This window comes from Pacificitalea manganoxidans (genome assembly GCF_002504165.1).
Taxonomy (GTDB): domain Bacteria; phylum Pseudomonadota; class Alphaproteobacteria; order Rhodobacterales; family Rhodobacteraceae; genus Pacificitalea; species Pacificitalea manganoxidans.
Map to the genome: position 1 here is coordinate 2,264,421 of NZ_CP021404.1, position 23,758 is coordinate 2,288,178.

Genomic DNA, 23,758 nt, shown 5'->3' on the forward strand with positions numbered 1-23,758 from the left:
CCCTGCCCCGGATCAGGGCAACTGACGGCGCGGATCATCATCAAACTGTCATGAGGGCGCGGGTTTCGGGGACGCGCGCCCTGCCCGCCCCGGTCAGTCGGTCGCGGTGGCGGCCTGTCCCGGGATCGGCTGCGCGGCCAGTTCGGCCACGATCACCGCCGCGCGGCCCGCATCCGGGTCGGCGGTCAAATCCGCGACCTGAAAACTGCCGGTCAGATCCGCCGAGCTGAGCTGCACCCCGTCAATCACCGCGCCGTTGCCGCCAGCGGGACCGTAGGTTTCGCCGTTGACCGCGAAATAAAGCGCCCCGGCCGCGCCCGTGCGCAGGATCGGCGGCTCTTCGGTCTGGGGGACGACATAGGTGTCGCCGGGGTTGAGGGTCTTCTCGAACAGGATCGAGCCATCGGAGGCGCGGACCCGCACCCAAGCCGGGCGCACGGCGACCAAGACGACCTCGGGCGCGTTTTCCGCCGTGACGCGGGGCGCATTCGCCTGCGCCACTGCGACGGCCTCATCCGTGTCGGTCGTGCCGGTCGCGCCGACAGCGGGCGGGGTCAGATCGCCTGCGCGGGCCAGCGACAGGCCACTGCCGCTCAGCCCGCTGCGATCGCGGGCCAAGCCAGCCAATGCGCCGGTCCGCCCCGGATCGACCGCCGAGATCGGCCCATCCCGCGCCACCATCACCGGAACGTCGAGGGCTTCGGGGCGGTAAAGCCGATCCAGAGAATCCGGCGCGCCGGTGGAGACGCCCGCGAATTCCGGCATGTCGGTGTCGGCATCGGGCGCGGCGGTGGTGCCGCCCAGATCCGCCGTCACACCGGGGGCCTGATCGATGGGAGATACCTGAACCTGCTGGATCTGCTGAAGCACGGCCCAGCCGCCATACCCGATCACCGCCAGAAGCGAGAGCAGCACAAGCGACGAGCCGATCGCGCCGGGTTCGATGGCGGCGAAGGGGCTCGATTTGCGGGGCGCAAAGGAAATCGCGGGCTCCACAAAGGGGTCGCGTCCTTCCTTGCGGGGTTTTTGCCCGATCTGGGTCTGGCGGGGATTGGGCTGCTTATCCAACCCGCTGACCGTCGTAAAATCGGCCTCGCGGCAGAAGGTCGCGAAGGCCCATTCCGGGTCGAGTTCGAGATAGCGCGCATAGGAGCGGACGTAGCCGGCGATGAAGCCAGGCGTCTCAAAGGCGGTCGGATCGGTGTTTTCGATGGCGGCGATATAGGTCGCCTTGATCTTCAGCTCGCGCTGCACATCCAACAGGGATTTGCCGAGCGTCGCCCGCTCGCCGCGCATGATGTCGCCCAACCGAAGATCGAAATCGTCGAATCCCCTGGTGAGCGGCGCATCTGCACCGGCGTCCTTGGGCGGATTGCGCCGCCCAATCATCTGCCCTGCCTCTCGTATAGCACCCTAAGTCCCCGCAAAAGCCGGTTTGCCTCGAACATCCCGATTCGAGAATCCTTCCGGTCTATTGCAGAAACATTACCACGCGCTCAAGAAGCTGTGCACCCGCAGAAGGAGTCAGCCCACCATATCAGCGCGATTCAGCGCACATTGCGCCCAGAGATTGTCCATCGCGTTGACCAGCGCGTCGATCATTGAGCTATCGTGGACCGGCGACGGGGTAAACCTCAGCCGCTCCGTCCCACGGGGAACTGTCGGAAAATTGATGGGCTGCACATAGACGCCGTGATCGGCCAGCAGCCGGTCCGAGATCATTTTGCACTTCACCGGGTCGCCCACATGCACGGGCACAATGTGGCTGCCGTGGTCGATGATGGGCAGGCCCAACCCCTTCAGCCGCAGCTTCAGCACGGCGGCGCGTTCCTGATGCAGATCGCGCAGGGATTGATCGTGCTTCAAATGAGCAACCGACGCCGCCGCCCCTGCTGCGATTGCGGGCGGCAGCGAGGTGGTGAAGATGAAGCCCGGCGCGTAGGAGCGGATCGCGTCGCACATGCGTGCGCTGGCCGCGACATAGCCACCAAAGACGCCATAGGCCTTGGCGAGCGTGCCGTTGATCAAGTCGATCCGGTGCATCAGCCCGTCACGCTCCGCCACGCCAGCACCGCGCGGGCCATACATGCCCACCGCGTGCACCTCGTCGATATAGGTCAGGGCGCCGAATTCATCGGCCAGATCGCAGATCGCCTCGATCGGGGCGAAATCGCCATCCATCGAGTAGATCGATTCGAAGGCGATCAGCTTCGGCACATCGGCGGGGATGTCCTCCAGCAGGGCGCGCAGGTGGTCCAGATCGTTGTGGCGGAAGATCCGCTTGTCCCCGCCATTGCGGCGGATGCCTTCGATCATGCTGGCGTGGTTCAGGGCGTCCGACAGGATCACCAGACCGGGCAGCAGCTTCGGCAGGGTCGAAAGCGTGGCATCGTTGGCGATATAGGCCGAGGTAAAGACCAGCGCCGCCTCTTTGCCATGCAAATCGGCAAGCTCGGCTTCCAGCCGGTTATGATAGACCGTCGTGCCAGAGATGTTGCGCGTCCCGCCGGAGCCTGCGCCGGTGGCGGCAATTGCCTCCTCCATCGCTGCCAGAACGACCGGATGCTGGCCCATGCCCAGATAGTCGTTGCCGCACCAGACGGTGATGTCCTGCTCGGTCCCGTCGGGGCGCCGCCAGACCGCATGGGGGAACTGCCCGTTGCGACGTTCGATATCGATGAAGGTCCGGTAGCGACCTTCCGCATGCAGGCGCGCAATGGCACCTTCGATCTGGTCATCGTAGCGGGTCTTGTCGTAGCGGGCCGCGTGCTGGCTGGCTTCGGTCACGTCTGTCTTTCCCTTCATGGTCTGATCCCTGCCTACTGCCCCGCGCCCTGTCCGGGCTTTCGAGGGGCCCCGCCGCGCCATGCGCACCGGATTTGGCAAGGATCGCTCCTGCGGCGAGCGAATATTTAACGTCTGCCCTGCGGGGGGCACAGGCGCCAAATTGCCGCGATAGCACCGAGATTACCTTGATCTGCCTCAAATCTATGTGAAAACGCAACTGTTTCTACCGCCGCAGCGCAGCGTCACGGGATGGCGCTCTTGGCCGCGCCGGGGCGGTGCTACTTGTCTTCGATCACCACTTGGCAATCGGTGGCGCCCTCTTCGCGCGCGCGTCTGTTGCAGGCCGCCAGGGCATCTGCCGTGGCGCCGGCGCCCTGCCCCGTGGCCCAGCTGCCCGTCGCCGCAGAGATGGCGAATGCCTTGGGCCCCTTGATGCGCGCGAAGTCCTCTCCGAAAAAGCGCGTGGCCTGCGCGGACAGTTGCACAGGCTGCGGCGCGTAGCCCTTGGGCAGGATCGAGGCCACGACGACGCAGCCCGGTCCCGACACCGTGCGGCGCGCATTGCAGGCCGTGACCGCCGCCCGGCGCGCCGCGTCGATGCCGTGGAAATTGGTCTGAGCGACCGAGGCCTCCGACGCGAGCCCCTCGGCGGGCGCGGCGGCGATCGCGGCGTAATAGGTCAGGGTCTGCCCGATCTGAGCGACGATCTTGCCATCGTCGGCGCTGAGGAAATCCTGCCGGTGGATCTGCACCTGCGGGGCCGCATCGCCAAACAGCATGGCCTTGGCCCGCGCGCTGTCGACGGGCTGCGCCACGGCGCCCCCCGCCAGCGCAAGCGCAGCGGCCGCGATGAGGGAAGGACGCAGGAAAGAGATCGGTCGGGTCATCGGCGGCTCCGCGGCAGCATGGGATCAGGTCAGGACACCGGCGCTGTCGCCCCGGCCAAACGCCGCCGAGCCTAGAGGACGAAACGCGCTGTTTCCAGCGCGGGGGCTTGGCCTCGGCGGATTTCCGGTGTCCCATCCTGTCGCACCTTAAGCCGTCGCGGGGCGAGGCCGGTCGCGCGCTGCCGGGCATCCCACCGCGCCCTGCGTGACGTCGCCTGCGTGGTGCGTTGCTGGACACGCCTTCGCACCCTGCTACGGTCCGCGCGTGACCGACCCTTGCCTGAAACGGACCCCTGATGACCCAGACCAATCCAAACCCGCTGCTGCCCGCCGTCCTCGACCGGATCGATGCCGATCTCGACGGCGCGCTGGATCGTCTGCTGGCGCTGTTGCGCATTCCCTCCATCTCGACCGATCCGGCCTATAAGGCAGACTGCGCCCGGGCCGCCGATTGGCTGGTGGAGGATCTGACCGCGATGGGGTTCGACGCGTCGAAGCGGCCCACGCCCGGGCACCCGATGGTCGTCGCCCATGCCGGACCGGACGCGGGAGCAGATGTGCCGCATCTGCTGTTTTACGGCCATTATGACGTGCAGCCCGTCGATCCGCTGGACCTGTGGGACCGCGATCCGTTCGATCCGCAGGTTCAGGATACGCCGAAGGGCCGCGTGATCCGGGCCCGTGGCGCATCGGATGACAAGGGGCAGCTCATGACATTCGTCGAGGCCTGCCGCGCGTGGACTGCCGAACATGGCAGCCTGCCCTGCCGCATCACGATCTTCTTCGAGGGGGAGGAAGAATCAGGGTCGCCCTCGCTGGTCCCGTTCCTGAAGGACAATGCCGACGAACTCGCCGCCGATGTCGCGCTGATCTGCGACACGGGGCTCTTCGCCGATAAGGTGCCCGCGATCATCACCCAGTTGCGCGGCCTGCTGGGCGAGGAACTGACGATCACCGGCCCGGCCAAGGATCTGCATTCCGGCATGTATGGCGGCGCGGCGATGAACCCGATCCGCGTGCTGTCGAAGGTGCTGGCAAGCCTGCATGACGACACGGGCCGCATCACGGTGCCCGGCTTCTATGATGGCGTGCCGGAGATCCCCGCCGATCTGCGCGGCGCGTGGGAGGGGCTGAGCTTCGATCACAAGGGCTTCTTGGGCGAAGTCGGCCTGTCGGAACTGGCGGGCGAAGAGGGCCGCATGGCGCTGGAGATGCTGTGGTCCCGGCCGACCTGCGAAATCAACGGCATCAAGGGCGGCTATACGGGCGACGGGTTCAAGACCGTGCTGCCCAGCCAAGCCTCTGCCAAGGTCAGCTTCCGTCTGGTCGGCGATCAAGACCCGCACCGCATCCGCGAGGCATTCCGCACGATGGTCGAGGGCATGATTCCCAGCGACTGTTCCGTCAGCTTCAAGGCGCATGGCGCCTCCCCCGCCGGGCGGATGGATACGTCAGGCCCGGCATTCGAGCCTGCGCGCGCCGCGCTGGGTGACGAATGGAACATGCCTGCGGCCTATGTCGGCTGCGGCGGATCGATTCCGATTGCGGGATATTTCAAAACCCATCTGGGCATGGACGCGATGCTGATCGGCTTTGGCCGCGATGACGATCAGATCCACAGCCCGAACGAGAAATACGATGTCGAGAGCTTCCACAAAGGGATGCGCAGTTGGGCGCGAATCCTTGCCGCGCTCAGCGCGAAAACCTGACGCGATCGGTGGGTGGGGCGGCGGCTGCGCTGCCCTTCCACGCCCCTCTATTTGCCCGGACGATCAGGGGAAATCCCCCCCGGAAACGACAAAAGCCGCGCATTGCTGCACGGCTTGGCGTCGGCCCGTTTCGGGCGCCCCCGAGGGGGAAGTGGCGCGGTTGACGGGGCTCGAACCCGCGACCCCCGGCGTGACAGGCCGGTACTCTAACCAACTGAGCTACAACCGCGCAATATGCGCCGGACGGCTTTGATCCTCGGGACAGCGTGGCGCGGTTGACGGGGCTCGAACCCGCGACCCCCGGCGTGACAGGCCGGTACTCTAACCAACTGAGCTACAACCGCTCGCTGCCCGCTAGGGATCAGGTGACCTCCCAAGCGTGAGGTGCCTTCTAGGGGGCCAGAGCGAGGGCGTCAAGCGGCCAATTCCGCAAAAAGTGATGCTTGCCGTAACGACCCCGGGGAAGGTCGGATCTCCGCCCTGCCGCCCTCCCCCGCGCGGAGCGCCACGGGCGGCGAAGAAATGTCTACCGGCGGAAATTACATTGCCTGTGCTGGAACCTATCGCCGCGGCTCCCGTTGGCCATCAGCACCTGCGCGTACCGTCCACCGGGCGCCAAAACCCGGAAGCCCAACGCCATGCGCCACACCCAAACCTGTGTCATTCTCAATGCCGGCTCTGGCAAACGGAAGGCCGGCGAAATGGTGCCGCGCATCAATCGCGCGTTCGCCGAGGCTGGCCGCCGGTTCGATCTGCGGCTGGTGCGCAACGGCTCCGACATCACACGCGAAGCGCAACGCGCAATCGCCGACGGCGCACAGACCATCATCGCGGCGGGCGGTGACGGCACTATCGCCGCCGTGGCCTCGGTCGTCGCGGGAACCGATGTGGCGTTCGGAGCGCTGCCCTTGGGCACCTTCAACTATTTCACCCGGTCCATTGGCCTGCCGCAGGAATTGGAGCCCGCCATCCATGCGCTGGTCGACGGCACCGCCGCGCCCGCGCGGCTGGGATTGGTCAATGACCGCGTGTTCATCAACAATGCCAGTCTGGGGGCCTATCCTGCGATCCTGAAGCGGCGCGAAAGCATCTATGCGCGCTGGGGCCGTAGCCGGGTCGCCGCCTATTGGTCGGTCTTTACCACGCTGGTTCAGTTGCGCACCCGGCTGACGGTGCGGGCCACGGTGGATGGCGAAGTGCATCATCTGCGCTCGCCCTTGATCTTCGTGTCGTTCAATCCCTACCAACTGGATCAGCTGGGGCTTGAGGGGGCGGATGCGATCCGCGACGGCAAATTCGCGATCTTCGTCGCGCCTGATGGCACCCGGCGTGAGATGCTGGGCGCTGCGCTGCGTCTGGCCGGAAGGCTGAGCGACGAGGCGCGCGATTTCCGGCTGATCACCGGGCGGGATGTCCAGCTTGATACCGCGCGGCCCCGGCAGCTTGTTGCCTGCGACGGGGAGTTGGAGCGGATGCGCACGCCGCTGCGGTTCGAGATCCGCGAAGGCGGCATCAACCTGATCCGCCCCCGCAATCCCGACCCGGAGGTGTAGTTATGCGCCGTATCCTCCATCTGTCCGACGTGCATTTCGGGCGCGACCGACCCGAATTGCTGCATCCCCTGCTCCAGCAGATCAACACGCTGGCCCCTGATCTGGTCGCGCTATCCGGTGATCTGACCCAGCGCGCGCGCAGTTGGCAATTTCGACAGGCCCGCGCATTTCTGGACCGAATTGAGCCGCCGGTGCTGGTGGTGCCGGGCAATCACGACATTCCGCTGGAAAACATTCTACAGCGGGTGGTGCGGCCCTATAGCGGCTATCGCGAATATATCAGCAGCGATCTGGCCCCGATCATCGAAGACGACGAAATCATCGTCATCGGAATCAACACGGTCAATCACCTGCGCTGGCAGACCGGGCGAATCAAATCGCGGGAAGTGGCGCGGATCTGCGAACGGATCGCGGATGCCGGGCCGGATAAGACCTCGATCCTCGTGGCGCATCATCCGTTCACCCATCTCGACACCGACACGAAGCAATTGATGCGCGGCGCGTCGAAGGCGATCGAGACGCTGGCCAATTGCGGTGCGGATATGGTGCTGTCGGGCCATCTGCACAGTTGGCGTGCGGAGCCGTTCGTGTCCCGCGATCGCGGCAGCGGGCTGTTGCAGTTTCACGCAGGCACCGGCCTGTCGAACCGGCTGCGCGGCGAGCAGAACGATTTCAATATGTTGGAAATTACGCCCCATACCGTGCGCGTCACGCGCTACGTCGCCGATGAGGGCGGTGAAGACTTCACCCCCGGTGAAGATCGGTTCTACCTGCGCAAAGGCGCGGGCTGGGCGCGGGTCGAAGAGGTTCCGCAAGATCAGGCGGAGGCCGCCCATCGCGAGCAATCCGACCAGCGGGCCGCGCATGCGGCGCTGGCGGACGCCTGACGGCGGGACCGCTATAATCGTGACCGAGAGGTCACAGATTGACCCTACGTCCGCGAAAATTTCGCCCGATTATGGAACTTCACTCAATCCTGTCTCTTGGTTCCGAAAGGAAGGATAGGAAAATGCCCAAGGATTTCGCAACCACCCGGCGTGAGGCCGCGCTTGACGCGCAGCCCGGCGCCGACGACCCCGCCCCGGAACAGAGCACGGCTGAGCCTGTGCAGGATGAGACGCAATTGTTGCTGTGGCAGGTGCCCGACCACGAAACCGCCGCCCCCGACAATGCGCTTATCAGCGACTGGGCCAGTATCTGACCCCCCGGCGGCAATCCGCGAAATCCGAAATGCAAAAGGCCGCCCCAATGGAGCGGCCTTTGTTCGTTTGACACCCCCGCGCGTGCGGGGCCGCTTTTTCAGCGCTTAGCCGACCAGTTCGAGACCGGAGAAGAAATACGCGATTTCTTCGGCAGCGGTTTCCGGTGCGTCGGAGCCGTGCACGGAATTTTCACCAACGCTTTCAGCGAATTCGGCGCGGATGGTGCCGGCTGCGGCATCGGCGGGGTTGGTGGCGCCCATGACTTCGCGGTTCTTCGCGATGGCGCCTTCGCCTTCCAGCACCTGCACGACGACCGGACCGGAGGCCATGAAGTCACACAGTTCGCCGTAGAACGGACGCTCGGCGTGCACTTTGTAGAACTCGCCAGCCTGAGCGGGGGTCAGTTGAATGCGCTTTTGCGCGACGATGCGCAGACCCGCATCTTCGAACTTGGCGTTGATCTTGCCGGTCAGGTTACGCTTCGTGGCATCGGGCTTGATGATCGAAAGGGTGCGTTCGGTGGCCATGATGTGCCTCTTTCATGCTGTAGGGCGAGGCCCCGTGCCCCGCCTGAAAATCCGGCGCCGCCCTAGCATGGGTGGCCCCCGTTGAAAAGCGCCCCTTTACGCCGCCGCGCCTTTCGGGCATGGCCCGCGCATGCTGAAGCTCACCGAGATTTCCTATTCCGTCGAGGGGCGGCCTTTGTTCGACGAGGCCACCGCCATTATTCCCACCGGCCACAAGGTCGGGCTTGTGGGCCGCAACGGTGCGGGCAAAACCACGCTGTTCCGCCTGATCCGTGGCGAACTGACGATGGAGGGTGGCCGGATCGAGCTGCCGTCCCGCGCCCGCATCGGCGGCGTCAGTCAGGAGGTGCCCGGCTCCGAGGTGTCGCTGATCGACACGGTGCTGGCCGCCGATACCGAGCGCGCCGAGTTGATGGCGGAGGCCGACACCGCCACCGACCCCCAGCGGATCGCCGATATTCAGACCCGGCTGACCGACATCGACGCATGGTCGGCAGAGGCGCGCGCCGCGTCGATCCTGAAGGGTCTGGGGTTTGACGATGCGGAACAGCAAATGCCCTGCTCCGCCTTTTCGGGCGGCTGGCGCATGCGTGTGGCGCTGGCGGCGGTGCTGTTTGCCGAACCCGATCTGCTGCTGCTCGACGAGCCGACAAACTACCTCGATCTGGAAGGCGCGCTGTGGCTGGAAAGCTACCTTGCCCGCTATCCGCACACGGTGCTTATCATTTCGCACGATCGCGGGCTGTTGAACCGTGCGGTGGGCGCGATCCTGCACCTCGACAATCGTAAGCTGACGCTGTGGCAGGGCCCCTACGACCAGTTCGCGCGCCAGCGGGCCGAACAGCGCGCGGTGCAGGCCGCGCAGGCCAAAAAGCAAGAAGCCCGCCGCGCCCATTTGCAAAGCTTCGTCGACCGGTTCAAAGCTAAGGCCAGCAAGGCCAAGCAGGCCCAGAGCCGGGTCAAGATGCTGGAGAAGATGGACACGATCCGCGCGCCCGAAGACGCCGCGCGCACGGTCTTTACCTTCCCCGAGCCCGAAGAATTGTCGCCGCCGATCATCGCGACCGAAGGCGTGGCGGTGGGCTATGGCGACCGCACGGTGCTGCACAATCTGAACCTGCGCATCGATCAGGATGACCGCATCGCCCTGCTGGGCAAGAACGGTCAGGGCAAATCGACGCTGGCCAAGCTGCTGTCGGACCGGCTGGCGCCGATGGCGGGCACGATGGCGCGGTCGAACAAGCTGCGCATCGGCTTCTTCGCGCAGCATCAGGTCGATGAGTTGCATGTCGACGAGACGCCTTTGCAACACCTGTTCCGCGTTCGCGCCGAGGAAGGCCAGTCGAAGCTGCGCGCGCGGCTGGCGGGCTTCGGGCTTGGCGCCGATCAGGCCGAAACCGAGGTCGGGCGCCTGTCGGGCGGGCAGAAGGCCCGGCTGTCGCTGTTGCTGGCCACGCTCGACGCGCCGCATCTGCTGATCCTCGACGAGCCGACCAACCACCTCGACATTGAAAGCCGCGAGGCGCTGGTGGAGGCGCTGACCGCCTATTCCGGTGCGGTGATCCTTGTCAGCCACGACATGCACCTGCTGTCGATGGTCGCGGACCGGCTGTGGCTGGTAAAGGACGGCGCGGTCAAACCCTATGAGGAAGACCTCGAAGCCTATCGCAAGCTGTTGCTGACCACCGACACTCCGGCCCGCGCCGAGCGCCGCCGCGAGAAGGAGAAAGCCGCCACGGTCAAGCCGCAGCGCGTGTCGCAAGCGGCGGTGCAGGAATTACGCGGCGAAGTTCGCAAGGCCGAAGCCCGCGTCGCCAAGATCGAAGACATGCGCGAGAAGCTGGCAAAGAAGCTGGCCGACCCCGCCATGTATGAAGACACGCGCCGGGGCGAAGCCGAGGTTTGGCAGAAGAAATACGCCGAGGTGATGGAGGCGCTCGACCGGGCCGAAGCCATCTGGATGGCCGCCGCCGAGAAGCTGGAGAAGGCAACGTCAAACGCCTAAGGTGCCCCTATGGACCTGAGTTTCTACGTCACTGCCTTTGTCACCCTGTTCGTCGTGATCGATCCGATCGGGATGACGCCGATCTTTATCGCCCTGACCTCGGGGAGCCATACCGCGCATCGGCGGGGGGTGGCGTTCCGTGCCTGTCTGATCGCGATCTTTATCCTGACGCTGTTCGGGCTGTTGGGGGAGGCGGTGCTGGGCTTCGTCGGGATCTCCATGTCGGCATTCCGCATTGCCGGGGGCATTTTGCTGTTTCTGACCGCTCTGGACATGCTGTTCGAGCGCCGCACCAAGCGGCGCGAGGATCAGGCCGAGGAAGACCTGCCGGATCCTTCGGTCTTTCCGTTGGCGATCCCGCTGATCTCCGGGCCCGGCGCCATCGCCACGATGATCCTGCTGACGGGTCAGGCGCGCGATTGGACCGGGGTGCTGGGCGTGCATCTGGTCATGGGGGCCGTGGTGGCGCTGGTGCTGGCGATGTTCATGCTAGCCCCGATCATCGAGCGCGCCTTGGGCAAGATCGGCATCACCGTTGTCACCCGGCTGCTGGGGATGCTGCTGGCGGCGCTGTCGGTGCAATTCGTGCTCGACGGGCTGGCCGATCTGGGCCTTGGCTAGCGCCGGTCCACGCGGCACACGTTTGCGCCAGATGCTTCCCTTTCGGAGCGAAGATCATACATGATGCCCACACGCATCACGGAGGATCGCGCCGCATGTCCACAGATCAGCTTGGATCGCTCACCTATCTGGTGCTGCTTGGCGTTGTGGTCGGCGGGTATTTCCTGATCGCCAATCGCCGCAGCCTTGGGCGGCTGGCACGCCACGCCACGCTGTGGGTGCTGATTTTCTTTGGCGTCGTGGTGGGGGCCGGACTGTGGTCCGATTTGCAGCGCACGGTCGCCCCGCGTCAGTCGGTCTTTGCCGAAGACAGCCGGATCGAGTTGCCGCGTGCGCCCGACGGGCATTACTATCTGACCGCGCAGGTCAATGGCGCGCCGATCCGGTTTGTCGTCGACACCGGCGCGACCGAGATCGTGCTGAGCCAGGATGACGCGCGCCGCGCCGGGGTCGATCCCGACAGCCTGACCTATATTGGCTCCGCCACCACGGCCAACGGACAGGTTCAGACTGCCCGCATCGCATTGGACGAGGTGGCGCTTGGACCCATTGTCGACACCAAGGTGCCCGCGCTGGTCAATAGCGGCGAGATGCGCGGCTCGCTTCTGGGAATGGCCTATCTGGATCGCTGGGGCCGGATCGAGATCAATGACGGGCGCATGACCCTGACCCGCTGACCCGCAACCGGAGTTTCGTTTATGTCCCGCATGGTTTTCGCCCTTATCGCAACGCTCCCTGCCCTGCTGCCGCCGGGCGCACAGGCAGAGGGGCGCAATGATCCGCTGTTGCTGTGCCAGTTCGACAACGGGCGGCAGGTCACGCTGGCTGAAAATGGCGATGCGCTGGTTTGGCTTCAGGGCGACGAGGTGCTGGCCGCCGGTCCCGGCTCCGCCCTGTCGCAGACGCCGCTGGTCGCGTTGCAGGCGCGCCATGCCGACGGCACCGTGGCGCAGTTGGTGATCCGGCCCGGCTCCGGCACCGTGCAGGCCAACCTGTCTGAGGTCAGTCTGCGCGGCAATGGTTTCGCCACGCGGATGAGCAGCGGGCGCTGCCGCCCTCATCCGGGCTGACCCGCGCCGCAAATTCCGGCTTTCACCCGCGCGGTCCCGCCGCTACCAAGCGTCAATCCCGTTCACCCCCGGACCCGAGGACGCCCGACCGCATGATCTACGATACCGCCGAAGCCTGGCGCGCCGCGCCCCGTAAGAAAGTGCTGCTGTTCGGGATGTCGGGACTGGGCAAGACCTATCTGTCCACGATGCTGCGCAGTTCCGGCGACTGGTTTCACTACTCCATCGATTACCGCATCGGCACTCGCTACATGGGCGAACACATCGCCGACAGCTTCAAACGCGAAGCGATGAAGGTGCCGTTCCTGCGCGATTTGCTGATGTCGGATTCGATCTATATCGGCTCCAACATCACCTTCGATAATCTTGCGCCCCTGTCGACCTATTTGGGCAAGCCGGGCGATCCGGCCCAAGGTGGCGTGCCCATCGACGAATACCGCCGCCGGCAGGCGCAGCACATGGTCGCGGAAACCGCCGCGCTGGGGGACACGGCCCATTTCATCGAGCGGGCGCGTGATATCTATGGCTACGACAATTTCGTCTGTGACAGCGGCGGCTCGATTTGCGAGGTGGTTGATCCCGACGATCCCGCCGACCCTGTTCTGACCGGCCTGTCGGACGCGTGCCTGCTGGTCTGGATCGAAGGCTCCGAGGCGCATCGTGCCGAGCTGATCCGCCGGTTCGACCGCGCGCCTAAGCCGATGTGCTACCAGCCCGAGTTCCTCAGCCGTTGCTGGGAGGAATATCTGACCGAAACCGGGCTGCCGCCCGAAGGCGTAAACCCCGATGCCTTCATCCGCTGGGCCTATGCCCGCGCGCTGGACCATCGGCAGCCCCGCTATGCCGCGATGGCGCGCAACTGGGGTGTTTCTGTCACTGCCGAGGAGGTGGGCAATGTCCGCCACGCGCAGGATTTCGAAACCCTGATCGGGGAGGCCATCGCCCGCAAAGGGTGAGCGGCGCGGCCCGGATCGAGGCTGGACGCGGCGCATAGGGTGCGCTTTACCTCCCGTGCGTGAGGCGTCCACCTCCACCGTTTACCACACGCGGTCCGATGCGCGCGTTTCAGAGGGCCCGATGGCGGCGCGCGGGGCACCTCCCCCCCTGCGACGCCTCCTGCCCTTGAGCCTGCGCAGCATTCAGCCTATCTCAGCGGCCTGACCCGGCCCGCGTGGCCAATACGGAGCTGACCCATGCCCATCACCCTGCCCGAAGACCTGCCCGCCCACGACATCCTGTCGAACGAAGGCGTCATGGTCATGGGCGCGGGGCGTGCGGCGCGTCAGGATATCCGCCCGCTGCGGATCGGGCTTCTTAACCTGATGCCCAAGAAGATCCAGACCGAAACGCAGTTCGCCCGGCTCATCGGGGCCACGCCGCTACAGATCGATCTGTCGCTCATCCGCATGACGGAGCATGAGACCCGCAACACGGCGCCTGAACATATGGAGGCGTTCTACCGCCCCTTTGCCGAGGTCGCCGCGACGGGCGAGAAATTTGACGGGCTGGTCATCACCGGCGCCCCGATCGAGCACCTGCCCTTTGAGGAGGTGACCTATTGGGACGAATTGCGGCAGGTCTTTGACTGGGCGAAAACCCATGTGCATTCGACCTTCGGCGTGTGCTGGGGCGGCATGGCGATGATCCACTACCTGCACGGGGTGAACAAACACCTGCTGGACGCCAAGGCGTTTGGCTGTTTCCGGCATCGCAATCTGCTGCCTGCCTCCCCCTATCTGCGCGGGTTTTCGGACGATTGCGTGATCCCCGTGTCGCGCTGGACCGAAATGCGCCAGTCCGAGATCGACGCGGTGCCGGGGCTTATCACCCTGCTGGGGTCCGATCAGGTCGGGCCCGCATTGGTCGAAGATCCGGGCAATCGTGCGCTCTATATCTTTAACCATTTCGAATATGACAGCTGGACGCTGAAGGAAGAATACGATCGCGACGTCGCCTCCGGGCGGGATATCAACGTGCCGATCAACTACTATCCTGATGACGATCCCGCGAAGATGCCGCTCAATCGCTGGAGATCCCACGCGCACCTTCTATATGGCAACTGGATAAACGAAATCTATCAGAGCACCCATTTCGACCTGAATGAGATTGGCAGTTAAACTTCTCGGGCTTCTGTCACTGGCGGCCCTGCTCGGCGGTTGCGGGCTGATCGTCGACCGCCGGGCCGACCGGCGCGAAGCGTCTGCCATGGCGGAATTCCCGCCCGAGGGTCAGATCCTGAGCATCGACGGCACCCGTGTGCATGCCGTGGTCGCCGGGCGCGGGCCGGATCTGGTGCTGATCCACGGCGCGGGTGGCAATACCCGCGATATGACCTTTTCTCTCGCGCCTGCGCTGACCGACCGTTACCGCGTCATCGCAATCGACCGGCCCGGCTTTGGCTATACCGATCCGTTGCCTGACGGGGGCACGATTTTCGAACAGGCTGCCCTACTTCAGAAAGCTGCCGCGCAGCTTGGCGCGGACCGCCCGATTGTCATGGGGCACAGCTATGGCGGCGCGGTGGCGCTTGCGTGGGCCGTGAGCCGCCCCGGAACGCTGTCGGCGCTGGTGCCCGTCTCCGCCGCAAGTCAGGTCTGGGACGGTGGCATCGGCCCCTTCTACAAGATCACCGGATCGGCCTTGGGCGGGGCCACTGTGGTGCCGCTCATCACCGCCTTTGCCAGCGAGCAACAGGTGGAGGATGCGCTTGTCGGTGTGTTCGCGCCCCAGCCCGTGCCCGAAGGCTACAGCGATGCGTTCGGCCCCGGCCTGACCCTGCGCCGTGTCAGTCTGCGGGCCAATGGCGAACAGCGCGTGACGCTCAAGGCCGAGATCGCTGCGATGGTGCCGCTATATCCGCAGATCGGCATCCCGGTGGAGATTGTCCACGGCACCGCCGATACGACCGTCGGGCTGGAAATCCACGCCCGCCCCACGGCCCGCGCCATCCCCGGTGCAACGCTGACGGAACTGCCCGGTATCGGCCATATGACGCAACATGTCTCCGTGCCCGCCGTCACCGCCGCGATTGATCGCGCCGCGGCCCGCGCCGGATTTTAGCAAAGCGCGATCTGCCGCCCCGGCAGCGGGGTCGGACGCGCCATATGATCCGCTGCCTGCGTGGTTAGGGTGGCATTGCACCCGCGTCGCACTTGGCCACCACGCCTGCGCTGCAACGCCCCCTGCCCTCCCCAAAGAAAAACGCGCGCCCCAACCGGGACGCGCGTTTCTAATTCGTCAGTCTGGCGGGCCTTAGATGGCGGCGCGCTGATCTTGGCGCTGCTGGGACAGTTCCTCGGCGACGAGGAAGGCCAGTTCCAGCGACTGGCTTGCGTTCAGCCGGGGATCGCAGGCCGTGTGATACCGGTCGCTTAGATCTTCGTCCGTGACGGCGCGCACGCCGCCGGTGCATTCGGTCACATCCGCGCCGGTCATCTCGAAATGCACACCGCCGGGGATGGTGTTCTGCGCGCGATGGACGGCGAAGAATTCGCGCACCTCGCCCAGCACCCGATCAAACGGACGGGTTTTGTAGCCCGAGGCCGACTTGATCGTGTTGCCGTGCATGGGATCGCAGACCCAGACGACATTCGCGCCTTCGCTGCGGACGGTTTCGATCAGGCGCGGCAGGTGGTCTTCGACGTTGCCCGCGCCAAAGCGCGCGATCAGCGTCAGGCGACCGGCCTCGTTGCGGGGGTTCAGCGTGGCCAGCAGACGCTTCAGATCGTCGCTTTCCATCGAGGGGCCGCATTTCAGACCAATCGGGTTTTCGATGCCCCGGCAGAATTCCACATGTGCGCCATCGGGCTGGCGGGTGCGGTCGCCGATCCAGACCATGTGGCCGGAACCTGCGATGGTTGCGCCCGTGGTGCTGTCCACGCGGGTCAGCGCCTCTTCGTATTCCAGCAGCAGCGCTTCGTGGCTGACATAGAAATCCACGGAGCCAAGGGCGTCGATCTTCTCGGCCTCCATGCCCGTCGCGGTCATGAAGTCCAGCGCGTCGGCGATGCGGTTCGACAGGTCGCGGTAGCGCGCGGCCTTATCCTCATCGGCGAAACCGGTGGTCCAGCTGTGCACCCGGTGGATATCGGCGAAACCACCCGTCGAGAAGGCGCGCAGCAGGTTGAGCGAGGCCGCTGCCTGCATGTAGCCCTGCAACATCTTGTCGGGGTTCGGGATGCGCGCTTCGGGGGTGAAGTCGAGTTCGTTGATGATGTCGCCCCGGTAGCTGGGCAGTTCAACGCCGTCCTTCACCTCGGTCGGGGCGGAGCGCGGCTTGGCGAATTGACCGGCCATCCGGCCCACTTTCACCACCGGCACCTTGGCGCCATAGGTCAGCACAACGGCCATCTGCAACATCACCTTGAAGGTGTCGCGGATGGTGTCGGCACCGAATTGCTCGAAGCTCTCGGCGCAGTCGCCGCCTTGCAGCAGAAACGCCTCGCCGCGCGACGCCTTGGCAAGCTCCGCTTTCAGCCGCCGGGCCTCACCGGCAAAGACCAAGGGCGGATATCGACGAAGCCGGGCCTCCACCGCCTCAAGAGCGGCAGCGTCGGTATAGTCGGGCATCTGCACCCGAGGTTTGCGGCGCCAATCGGACTTGGTCCAGCTGTTCGTCATGTCTCGTGCTCCTCTCACTGCCACCGCCGGGATCCGCCGGTTAGCGTTAGCAGGGCCGTGTATAGCGCCGCGAAGGCCGGGTTCCAATGTCAAAAGGCCGCAGACCGCCTCAGCGTGGCGCAGCATCCGCAGGCGCGGAACGCGCGGACGCGGGTGCGGACCCATCGCGGGCGGGCTGTCGGCCTGTCACGACATTGCGCAGAGCGCGGGCGCGGGCTGCGGGAATGGCGCTGATCTCCAGCCCGGTAAAGACATGCAACGTGCCCAGATCCCGGTCGATGACGGCGTGATCCGACACCCAGCCCCCCATCGCGAGATAGGTGCGCAGCAGCGGTGGCATCTGTTGTAGCGCCCGGCGGGGATCGGGCGGTGGCGCGCCGGGTCGCGGCCTGAGCGTCACCACATCGGGCGCCCGCACCCGTGGGGCCAGGCGCGCCGGCGCAAGGTGGCGACCATGCAGCAGCCCCAGCGCATCAGCGTAGCGTGAAGGCTCTTGCCCGGCGAAGGACGAGCAGCCGAACAGAAATTCGACCCCGTCCGCATCCACCAGCGCCGTAATGGCGCCCCATGCCAGCCGCAGGATGTCAGGGTCACGGTGCCCCGGCGCGATGCAGAAGCGCCCCAGTTCCAGCATCGGACCCGACCGCAGGCCAAGCGCCCGCAGATCGTAGTGCTGGGCCGCGTAGCTGTCGCCCACCGCCGCGCCCGACGGGATCGGCAGCAGCCGAAAGCACCCCACAAGATCGCCGGTGGCGACCTGTTCGATCAGGATATGATGGCAGATCGCGTCGAAGCGGTCGCGGTCGCTGACGCCCGCTGCCCGCCCAAAGCCGCGCGCACGCAGTGCCAACGCGCGATCCAGATCCGCGGACCCGCAGGCCAGTCGCGCGTGGTAGCGGCCGCGTCGCAGCGTCAACATGGGCGTCTCTCCTGACCGCGGCGGCGCGGCCCGCTTGGAACCTGTCGCCGCCGACCCTAAGTTACGTCCTAGCCCCCCGCGTGCAACAGCAGATGCGTGTGCCGCCGGGAAAACAGCAGGCCCTCAGAGGGCCGGAACAAGGAGCCTCCATGAGCACCGAAAAGCTGATCAAATCCGATGCCGAATGGCAGGAACAACTGAGCGATCTGGCCTATAAGGTGACGCGCAAGCATGGCACCGAGCGGGCCTTTACCCACGACGATTTTCCCAAGGAGCCGGGCGTGTTCACCTGCGTGTGCTGCGGCGCGCCCTTGTTCGAGCAGGCGACGAAGTTCGACAGCGGCACTGGCTGGCCCAGCTTTTACGCGCCCATCGATGAGACGGCGGTGGAAACGCAGACCGACCGAAGCTGGTTCATGTCCCGCACCGAGGTGCATTGCGCGCGCTGCGATGCGCATCTGGGCCATGTCTTTCCCGACGGGCCGCAACCGACGGGCCTGCGCTACTGCATGAACGGTGTGGCGATGGAATTTCACGCCGAAGACGAAGGCTGATGTCGCGCCGGGCGGGCGGGCTTCTCAAGGCTCACGCTTAGAAGCGGCCCGCCCTGTCATTTCGCCTGCACATGAAAAAGGGCACCGCGCGCTGCGGTGCCCTTTCATTTTAGCGCCAGATGGCTGCGGCTCAGGCCAGCATCACCATCGGGTTTTCGAGGTTCTCGACGATTGCCTTGAGCAGTTCAGCCCCCAGCGCGCCGTCGATGACACGGTGATCGACCGACAGCGTGACGCTCATCACCGTGGCCACAGCCAGTTCGCCATCCTCGCCCACGACCGGCTTCTTCACCCCAGAGCCGACTGCAAGGATCGCACCATGGGGCGGGTTGATGACCGCGTCGAAATTGTCGATGCCGAACATGCCGAGGTTAGAGATCGCAAAGCTGCCGCCGGTATATTCGTGCGGGGCGAGCTTCTTATTGCGGGCGCGTCCGGCAAGGTCTTTCATCTCGGCGGACAGCGCCGACAGGCTTTTCATCTCGGCGTCTTTCAGCACGGGCGTGAACAGCCCGCCTTCGATCGCGACAGCCACAGCCACATCCGAAGGCTTCAGCTTCAGGATGCGATCCCCGGCCCAGACGGCATTCGCATCCGGCACGGACTGAAGCGCCAGCGCGGAGGCCTTGATGATGAAGTCGTTGACCGACAGCTTCACACCGCGCCCTTCCAGCTGCTTGTTGAGCTGGCTGCGGAATTTTAGCAGCGCGTCGATCTTGATCTCGCGGCGCAGGTAGAAATGCGGGATCGTCTGCTTGGCCTCGGTCAGGCGGCTGGCCACCGTGCGGCGCATCCCGTCGAGCTTGACCTCCTCGAACTCGCGCCCGTCATACATCTTCTTGACGGTCTCGGCAGAGGGGCTGGCGGGCATCGCGGGTTTCTGACCGCCGGTGTCGCCGGTCTGGGCCGGCGCGGCTTTGGCCGCATTCGCAGCGGGTGCCGCCGCAGAGCCAGCCTTCGCGCCTTCGACATCGGCACGCACAATGCGTCCTTTGGGGCCGGAGCCCTTGATCCCGGTCAGATCGATGCCTTTGTCAGCGGCGATCCGGCGGGCCAGCGGCGAGGCGAAAACCCGTTCGCCGGACGCGTCACGCGGGGCGGCGGGGGCTTTGGTATCGCTTTTCTCGACCGGCTTGCGGGTGGCTTCGCCTCCGTCGGCACCGGCGCCCTGCGCTTCGCGCGGGGCGGGCGCGGCGTCGGAGCTTTGCTCCTTGGCGGCGCTTTTCTCGGCCTCGCCCGGCGCACTGGCGGCGCCGGAGGTGTCACCGATGTCATCGGCGCTTTCGCCCTCGGCCAGCAGCACAGCGATGGGGGCGTTGACCTTCACGCCTTCGCTGCCCTCGGGCACGAGGATCTTGCCGATGACGCCTTCGTCCACGGCTTCGAATTCCATCGTGGCCTTATCGGTCTCGATCTCGGCCAGCAGATCGCCGGAGGCGACGGTGTCGCCCTCCTTGACCAGCCATTTCGCCAGCGTGCCTTCCTCCATCGTCGGAGACAGCGCGGGCATCAGGATTTCTGTCGGCATCGCGTGTCCTCCTCAGCGGTAGGTGACTTGCTTCACGGCGTCGATCACCTCGGCGGTGGTGACGAGCGCGAGCTTTTCGAGATTGGCGGCGTAGGGCATCGGCACGTCCTTGCCGGTGCAGTTGATCACCGGCGCGTCCAGATAGTCGAATGCGCGCTGCATGATCACCGACGACAAGTGATTGCTGAAGGACGCGACCGGGAAGCCTTCCTCGACGGTGACACAGCGGTTGGTTTTCATCACCGAACGGATCACCGTGTCATAATCGACGGGACGCAGGGTGCGCAGGTCAATGACCTCGGCGCTGATGCCCTCCTCGGCCAGCTTGTCGGCGGCTTCGAGCGCGTATTGCATCCCGATGCCCCAGCTGACGATGGTAACGTCGTCGCCTTCGCGCCAGATCCGGGCCTTACCGAACGGAACGGTGAAGTCATCCATCACCGGCACATCGAAGGAGCGCCCGTAGAGGATCTCGTTTTCGAGGAAAATCACCGGGTTGGGATCACGGATCGCGGATTTCATCAGGCCCTTCGCATCGGCTGCCGAATAGGGCATCGCGACTTTCAGACCGGGGATCGAGGCATACCATGCCGCGTAATCCTGACTGTGCTGGGCGCCCACGCGGGCGGCAGCGCCGTTCGGACCACGGAACACCATAGGTGCGCCCATCTGCCCGCCGGACATATAAAGTGTCTTGGCAGCGGAGTTGATGATCTGGTCAATCGCCTGCATGGCGAAGTTGAAGGTCATGAACTCGACAATCGGCTTCAGCCCGCCAAAGGCCGCGCCAACAGCGATCCCGGCAAAGCCATGCTCGGTGATCGGCGTGTCGATAATCCGCTTGGCGCCGAATTCGTCCAGCAGACCTTGGCTGACCTTATAGGCCCCCTGATATTCGGCGACTTCTTCGCCCATCAGGTAGACACTGTCATCGCGGCGCATCTCTTCGGCCATCGCGTCGCGCAGCGCTTCGCGGACGGTCGTGGACTTGAATTCCGTGCCTTCGGGATATTCAGGCTCGGTCACGCCGGGAACGTCGGGGACAATCGGCTGGGCCGGGGCCTTGGCGGCCTTCTGCGCGTCAGCGGCCACATCGGCGTCGGCTTTCGCGTCATCGGCATCGCCTGCATCCGCAGATGCTGCGGACGTGTCGATGTCATCGGCGCTTTCGCCCTCTTCGACCATGATGGCGATGGGGGTGTTGACCTTCACGCCTTCGGTGCCCTCGGCGATGAGGATCTTGCCGACGATACCTTCGTCGACGGCCTCGAATTCCATCGTCGCCTTGTCGGTCTCGATCTCGGCCAGAATGTCACCGGAGGCGACGGTGTCGCCCTCTTTGACCAGCCATTTCGCCAGCGTGCCTTCCTCCATGGTGGGGGAAAGCGCGGGCATCAGGATCTCGGTTGCCATTGGTGTGATCTCCCCCTTACGCGTCCTGCGGCACTTCGGCCGCGTAAATGTCGGTGTAAAGCTCTTCGAGCGCGGGCTCGGGGCTTTCCTTCGCGAATTCGGCGGACTCGTTCACGATATCCTTGATCTCCTTGTCGATCGCTTTCAGATCGGCTTCGGAGGCATGGTTGCCGGAGACCAGCAATTCACGGACGTTCTCGATCGGATCACGCTCTTCGCGCATCTTCTGCACTTCCTCGCGGGTCCGGTATTTCGCCGGGTCCGACATGGAATGGCCGCGATAGCGGTAGGTCTTGATCTCGAGGATGTAGGGGCCGTTGCCAGCGCGGCAGTGCGCGACCGCCTTCTCGCCTGCTTCCTTCACCGCCAGCACATCCATGCCATCGACGGCCTCGCCTTCGATCCCGTAGGCCGCACCGCGTTCCCAAAGGCTGTTCGATTTGGTCGAGCGGGCCACGGAGGTGCCCATCGCATATTGGTTGTTTTCGATCACGAAGATCACGGGCAGATCCCACAGCTCGGCCATGTTGTAGGTCTCGTAGACCTGGCCCTGGTTGGCCGCGCCATCGCCGAAATAGGCAAATGTCACGCGATCATTGCCCTTGTATTTGTCCGAGAAGGCCAGACCGGCACCGATCGGCACCTGCGCGCCGACGATCCCGTGGCCGCCGTAGAAATGCTTCTCCTTGGAGAACATGTGCATCGAGCCGCCCTTGCCGCGGGAATACCCTCCCTCGCGACCGGTCAGTTCGGCCATCACGCCTTTGGGGTCCATACCGCAGGCCAACATGTGGCCGTGATCGCGATAGGAGGTGACGCGCTTGTCGCCCTCTTCCGCCGCGGCCTCGAGCCCGACGACGACCGCTTCCTGCCCGATATACAGGTGACAGAAGCCACCGATCAGGCCCATGCCGTAAAGCTGGCCAGCCTTTTCCTCGAAGCGCCGGATCAGCAGCATTTCGCGGTAATAGTGCAGAAGCTCGTCCTTGGAAACATTCGGCTTCTTGGGTGCAGCCTTGCGCGCCGCCATAGCCGGCCCTCCTCCGATAGGAATAGTTTAACGTTGAACCATTCATAGCAAAGCTCGAATGGCGATGCATCCTGAAAAGAGGGTAAGCTGGTATTCCGCGGATGCAAGCGTTGATCTGGCGCCGCCCGCTACGCCGCAGTGCGGCATAAAAATAAGGGGCGCCGATTGCCCCCTGCGCCCCGGCCCCTAGACCGCCACGGAACCGCGCGCCCTGCCCCGCGTTGGCCGGTCATGTCCGACACCGCGCCCCTGCTTCCGACCATCCTGACGCTGCTCTCTGTCGCCGTGTTCGCGATCATCCACATCACCGCACCGCAACTGGCCGTTCTGGACCGCGTGCCACGGTCCCGCTGGCTGTCGCTCGCCGGGGGTGTGGCGGTGGCTTATGTCTTTCTGCACCTGCTGCCCGACCTTGCCGTGCATGAGGAAACGCTGAACGAGGCCGACAGCCGCGGCGAGCTTGTCTATATCCTCGCGCTTGCCGGGCTCGCCACATTCTATGGTCTGGAACGTGTGATCCGCCGCGCCCGCGCCCGGGGGGAGCGGCCCGAGGCCGAGGGCGGCAGCTTCTGGCTGCATCTGGGCAGTTTCGCCGCCTACAACCTGCTTATCGGCTACCTGCTGCTACATCGGGAAGAAGACACCACACGCTCGCTCATCCTATACGCGGTCGCGATGGGCCTGCATTTCGTGACCAACGATTTCGGCCTGCGCGAAGACCACGAAGGTCTATATGACCGGCGCGGGCGGTGGCTGCTATCTGGCGCGGTGTTGCTGGGGGCTGCTCTGGGCTGGCTGGTTGAACTGCCCGAGACGATGATTATCGCCCTGTCATCGTTCCTTGCGGGCGGGATCGTCCTGAACGTGCTGAAGGAAGAATTGCCCGAAGACCGCGACAGCAGTTTCCTGCCCTTTGCCTTGGGCGTCGCGGGCTATGGCACGTTGCTGGTGCTGATCCTCTAGTGGTCAGCGAATGACGATCTCATCGGACCGCAACAAACCCAGCACATCGCGCGCCTGCTGATCGAGCAGGTCGAGATCCAGATATTCGTCGGACATGCGGCGGGTTTTGTTTTCCAGCGCCGCCAGTTCCGCACTCAGCAGCGTTTTCTGCTGCTCCAGCGCCGTCGCCTCGGCGCGAATCTCCACCCGCCGGAACAGGCCGTAATCGCCCTGCACGGCAGCAAACGTGAAATAGGTCGCGAGCGAGAAACTCGCCGCGAAATACAAAACCACGCCGAATGCGGGTCTTTTCTGGGATCTGCTCATCGCCCGGACCTGTTTCACTGCCTCGATCATCCGCCTCTGACGGGCGGTGCAGAGGACCGTCGCA

At 65.0% G+C, this 23,758-nt stretch carries 23 protein-coding genes and 2 tRNA genes; 13 read left to right on the plus strand and 12 right to left on the minus strand.

Annotated elements, in window-relative coordinates; all coding sequences use genetic code 11:
- Positions 1 to 93 precede the first annotated feature (93 nt).
- The 3 genes from CBW24_RS10265 to CBW24_RS10275 all read right to left on the minus strand — a co-directional run bounded on the left by CBW24_RS10265 (position 94) and on the right by CBW24_RS10275 (position 3,674).
- On the minus strand, positions 94 to 1,389 hold the full coding sequence (locus CBW24_RS10265; RefSeq protein ID WP_088661719.1) for a helix-turn-helix domain-containing protein: 1,296 nt from the start codon (positions 1,387 to 1,389) through the stop codon (positions 94 to 96).
- A 135-nt stretch (positions 1,390 to 1,524) separates the two neighbouring features.
- Positions 1,525 to 2,805 carry a 5-aminolevulinate synthase gene (gene hemA / locus CBW24_RS10270; protein ID WP_088661718.1) on the minus strand — a complete coding sequence of 427 codons (1,281 nt, stop codon included), beginning with the start codon at positions 2,803 to 2,805 and terminating at the stop codon, positions 1,525 to 1,527.
- Between the two features lie 260 nt (positions 2,806 to 3,065).
- Positions 3,066 to 3,674: a 5-aminolevulic acid synthase gene (locus CBW24_RS10275; RefSeq protein ID WP_097373530.1), complete on the minus strand. Its 609-nt coding sequence runs from the start codon at positions 3,672 to 3,674 to the stop codon at positions 3,066 to 3,068.
- A 296-nt stretch (positions 3,675 to 3,970) separates the two neighbouring features.
- Here CBW24_RS10275 and CBW24_RS10280 point away from each other — a divergent pair, with 296 nt between their 5' ends.
- Positions 3,971 to 5,383 (plus strand): M20/M25/M40 family metallo-hydrolase, encoded by a 1,413-nt coding sequence (locus CBW24_RS10280; protein ID WP_097373531.1) that lies wholly within the window; start codon positions 3,971 to 3,973, stop codon positions 5,381 to 5,383.
- A gap of 152 nt (positions 5,384 to 5,535) precedes the next feature.
- Here CBW24_RS10280 and CBW24_RS10285 read toward each other — a convergent pair.
- Both CBW24_RS10285 and CBW24_RS10290 read right to left on the minus strand, forming a co-directional pair.
- A tRNA-Asp gene (locus CBW24_RS10285) sits at positions 5,536 to 5,612 on the minus strand.
- 38 nt (positions 5,613 to 5,650) lie between these two features.
- Positions 5,651 to 5,727 (minus strand) — tRNA-Asp (locus CBW24_RS10290).
- 294 nt (positions 5,728 to 6,021) lie between these two features.
- On the opposite strand from CBW24_RS10290, the gene CBW24_RS10295 reads away from it, so the two are divergent.
- The 3 genes from CBW24_RS10295 (at position 6,022) to CBW24_RS10305 (ending at position 8,137) form a co-directional block, all read left to right on the plus strand.
- Entirely contained in the window at positions 6,022 to 6,936 is a 915-nt protein-coding gene (locus tag CBW24_RS10295) for a diacylglycerol/lipid kinase family protein (RefSeq protein ID WP_088661715.1), read from the plus strand.
- Positions 6,937 to 6,938: 2 nt separating this feature from the next.
- Positions 6,939 to 7,823 carry a metallophosphoesterase family protein gene (locus CBW24_RS10300; RefSeq protein WP_088661714.1) on the plus strand — a complete coding sequence of 295 codons (885 nt, stop codon included), beginning with the start codon at positions 6,939 to 6,941 and terminating at the stop codon, positions 7,821 to 7,823.
- 122 nt (positions 7,824 to 7,945) lie between these two features.
- Entirely contained in the window at positions 7,946 to 8,137 is a 192-nt protein-coding gene (locus CBW24_RS10305) for a hypothetical protein (protein WP_088661713.1), read from the plus strand.
- 105 nt (positions 8,138 to 8,242) lie between these two features.
- Here the strand turns inward: CBW24_RS10305 and ndk are convergent, their stop codons facing one another.
- Positions 8,243 to 8,665, minus strand: coding sequence for a nucleoside-diphosphate kinase (gene ndk, locus CBW24_RS10310; protein WP_088661712.1), 423 nt, complete (start codon positions 8,663 to 8,665; stop codon positions 8,243 to 8,245).
- A gap of 130 nt (positions 8,666 to 8,795) precedes the next feature.
- Between ndk and CBW24_RS10315 the strand changes: the two genes are divergently transcribed.
- The 7 genes from CBW24_RS10315 to CBW24_RS10345 all read left to right on the plus strand — a co-directional run bounded on the left by CBW24_RS10315 (position 8,796) and on the right by CBW24_RS10345 (position 15,421).
- On the plus strand, positions 8,796 to 10,670 hold the full coding sequence (locus CBW24_RS10315; RefSeq protein ID WP_088661711.1) for an ABC-F family ATP-binding cassette domain-containing protein: 1,875 nt from the start codon (positions 8,796 to 8,798) through the stop codon (positions 10,668 to 10,670).
- 9 nt (positions 10,671 to 10,679) lie between these two features.
- Positions 10,680 to 11,291, plus strand: a complete 612-nt coding sequence (locus CBW24_RS10320) for a MarC family protein (RefSeq protein ID WP_088661710.1) — start codon at positions 10,680 to 10,682, stop codon at positions 11,289 to 11,291.
- A gap of 95 nt (positions 11,292 to 11,386) precedes the next feature.
- Positions 11,387 to 11,968, plus strand: a complete 582-nt coding sequence (locus tag CBW24_RS10325; protein WP_088661709.1) for a retropepsin-like aspartic protease family protein — start codon at positions 11,387 to 11,389, stop codon at positions 11,966 to 11,968.
- Between the two features lie 21 nt (positions 11,969 to 11,989).
- The gene (locus CBW24_RS10330; RefSeq protein ID WP_097373532.1) at positions 11,990 to 12,361 is read left to right on the plus strand and encodes a hypothetical protein; all 372 of its coding nucleotides are present in this window, start codon (positions 11,990 to 11,992) and stop codon (positions 12,359 to 12,361) included.
- A gap of 92 nt (positions 12,362 to 12,453) precedes the next feature.
- Positions 12,454 to 13,317, plus strand: coding sequence for an ATPase (locus CBW24_RS10335; protein ID WP_088661707.1), 864 nt, complete (start codon positions 12,454 to 12,456; stop codon positions 13,315 to 13,317).
- 237 nt (positions 13,318 to 13,554) lie between these two features.
- Positions 13,555 to 14,478, plus strand: coding sequence for a homoserine O-succinyltransferase (locus CBW24_RS10340; protein WP_088661706.1), 924 nt, complete (start codon positions 13,555 to 13,557; stop codon positions 14,476 to 14,478).
- Complete coding sequence (locus tag CBW24_RS10345) at positions 14,462 to 15,421, plus strand: alpha/beta fold hydrolase (protein WP_097373533.1); 960 nt, start codon at positions 14,462 to 14,464, stop codon at positions 15,419 to 15,421. Before CBW24_RS10340 ends, CBW24_RS10345 begins: the two co-directional genes overlap by 17 nt.
- A gap of 192 nt (positions 15,422 to 15,613) precedes the next feature.
- On the opposite strand, the gene CBW24_RS10350 is transcribed toward CBW24_RS10345, so the two are convergent.
- Both CBW24_RS10350 and CBW24_RS10355 read right to left on the minus strand, forming a co-directional pair.
- Positions 15,614 to 16,981, minus strand: coding sequence for a class II 3-deoxy-7-phosphoheptulonate synthase (locus tag CBW24_RS10350; protein ID WP_088661704.1), 1,368 nt, complete (start codon positions 16,979 to 16,981; stop codon positions 15,614 to 15,616).
- 109 nt (positions 16,982 to 17,090) lie between these two features.
- Positions 17,091 to 17,900, minus strand: a complete 810-nt coding sequence (locus CBW24_RS10355; RefSeq protein ID WP_097373534.1) for a GNAT family N-acetyltransferase — start codon at positions 17,898 to 17,900, stop codon at positions 17,091 to 17,093.
- A gap of 149 nt (positions 17,901 to 18,049) precedes the next feature.
- Between CBW24_RS10355 and msrB the strand changes: the two genes are divergently transcribed.
- Entirely contained in the window at positions 18,050 to 18,454 is a 405-nt protein-coding gene (msrB, locus tag CBW24_RS10360; protein ID WP_088661702.1) for a peptide-methionine (R)-S-oxide reductase MsrB, read from the plus strand.
- A gap of 130 nt (positions 18,455 to 18,584) precedes the next feature.
- Here the strand turns inward: msrB and CBW24_RS10365 are convergent, their stop codons facing one another.
- Genes CBW24_RS10365 through pdhA form a run of 3 tightly spaced genes read right to left on the minus strand, consistent with a single transcriptional unit; the run spans position 18,585 to position 22,425 of the window.
- Positions 18,585 to 19,982: a pyruvate dehydrogenase complex dihydrolipoamide acetyltransferase gene (locus tag CBW24_RS10365; protein ID WP_097373535.1), complete on the minus strand. Its 1,398-nt coding sequence runs from the start codon at positions 19,980 to 19,982 to the stop codon at positions 18,585 to 18,587.
- A gap of 12 nt (positions 19,983 to 19,994) precedes the next feature.
- Entirely contained in the window at positions 19,995 to 21,395 is a 1,401-nt protein-coding gene (locus tag CBW24_RS10370; RefSeq protein ID WP_088661700.1) for a pyruvate dehydrogenase complex E1 component subunit beta, read from the minus strand.
- A gap of 16 nt (positions 21,396 to 21,411) precedes the next feature.
- Positions 21,412 to 22,425: a pyruvate dehydrogenase (acetyl-transferring) E1 component subunit alpha gene (gene pdhA, locus CBW24_RS10375; RefSeq protein WP_088661699.1), complete on the minus strand. Its 1,014-nt coding sequence runs from the start codon at positions 22,423 to 22,425 to the stop codon at positions 21,412 to 21,414.
- A 231-nt stretch (positions 22,426 to 22,656) separates the two neighbouring features.
- Between pdhA and CBW24_RS18650 the strand changes: the two genes are divergently transcribed.
- A complete protein-coding gene (locus CBW24_RS18650) occupies positions 22,657 to 23,388 on the plus strand; it encodes a ZIP family metal transporter (protein WP_097373536.1) in 732 nt (243 codons plus the stop codon).
- Positions 23,389 to 23,391: 3 nt separating this feature from the next.
- On the opposite strand, the gene CBW24_RS10385 is transcribed toward CBW24_RS18650, so the two are convergent.
- Positions 23,392 to 23,694, minus strand: a complete 303-nt coding sequence (locus CBW24_RS10385) for an FtsB family cell division protein (protein WP_088661905.1) — start codon at positions 23,692 to 23,694, stop codon at positions 23,392 to 23,394.
- Positions 23,695 to 23,758: the final 64 nt, after the last annotated feature.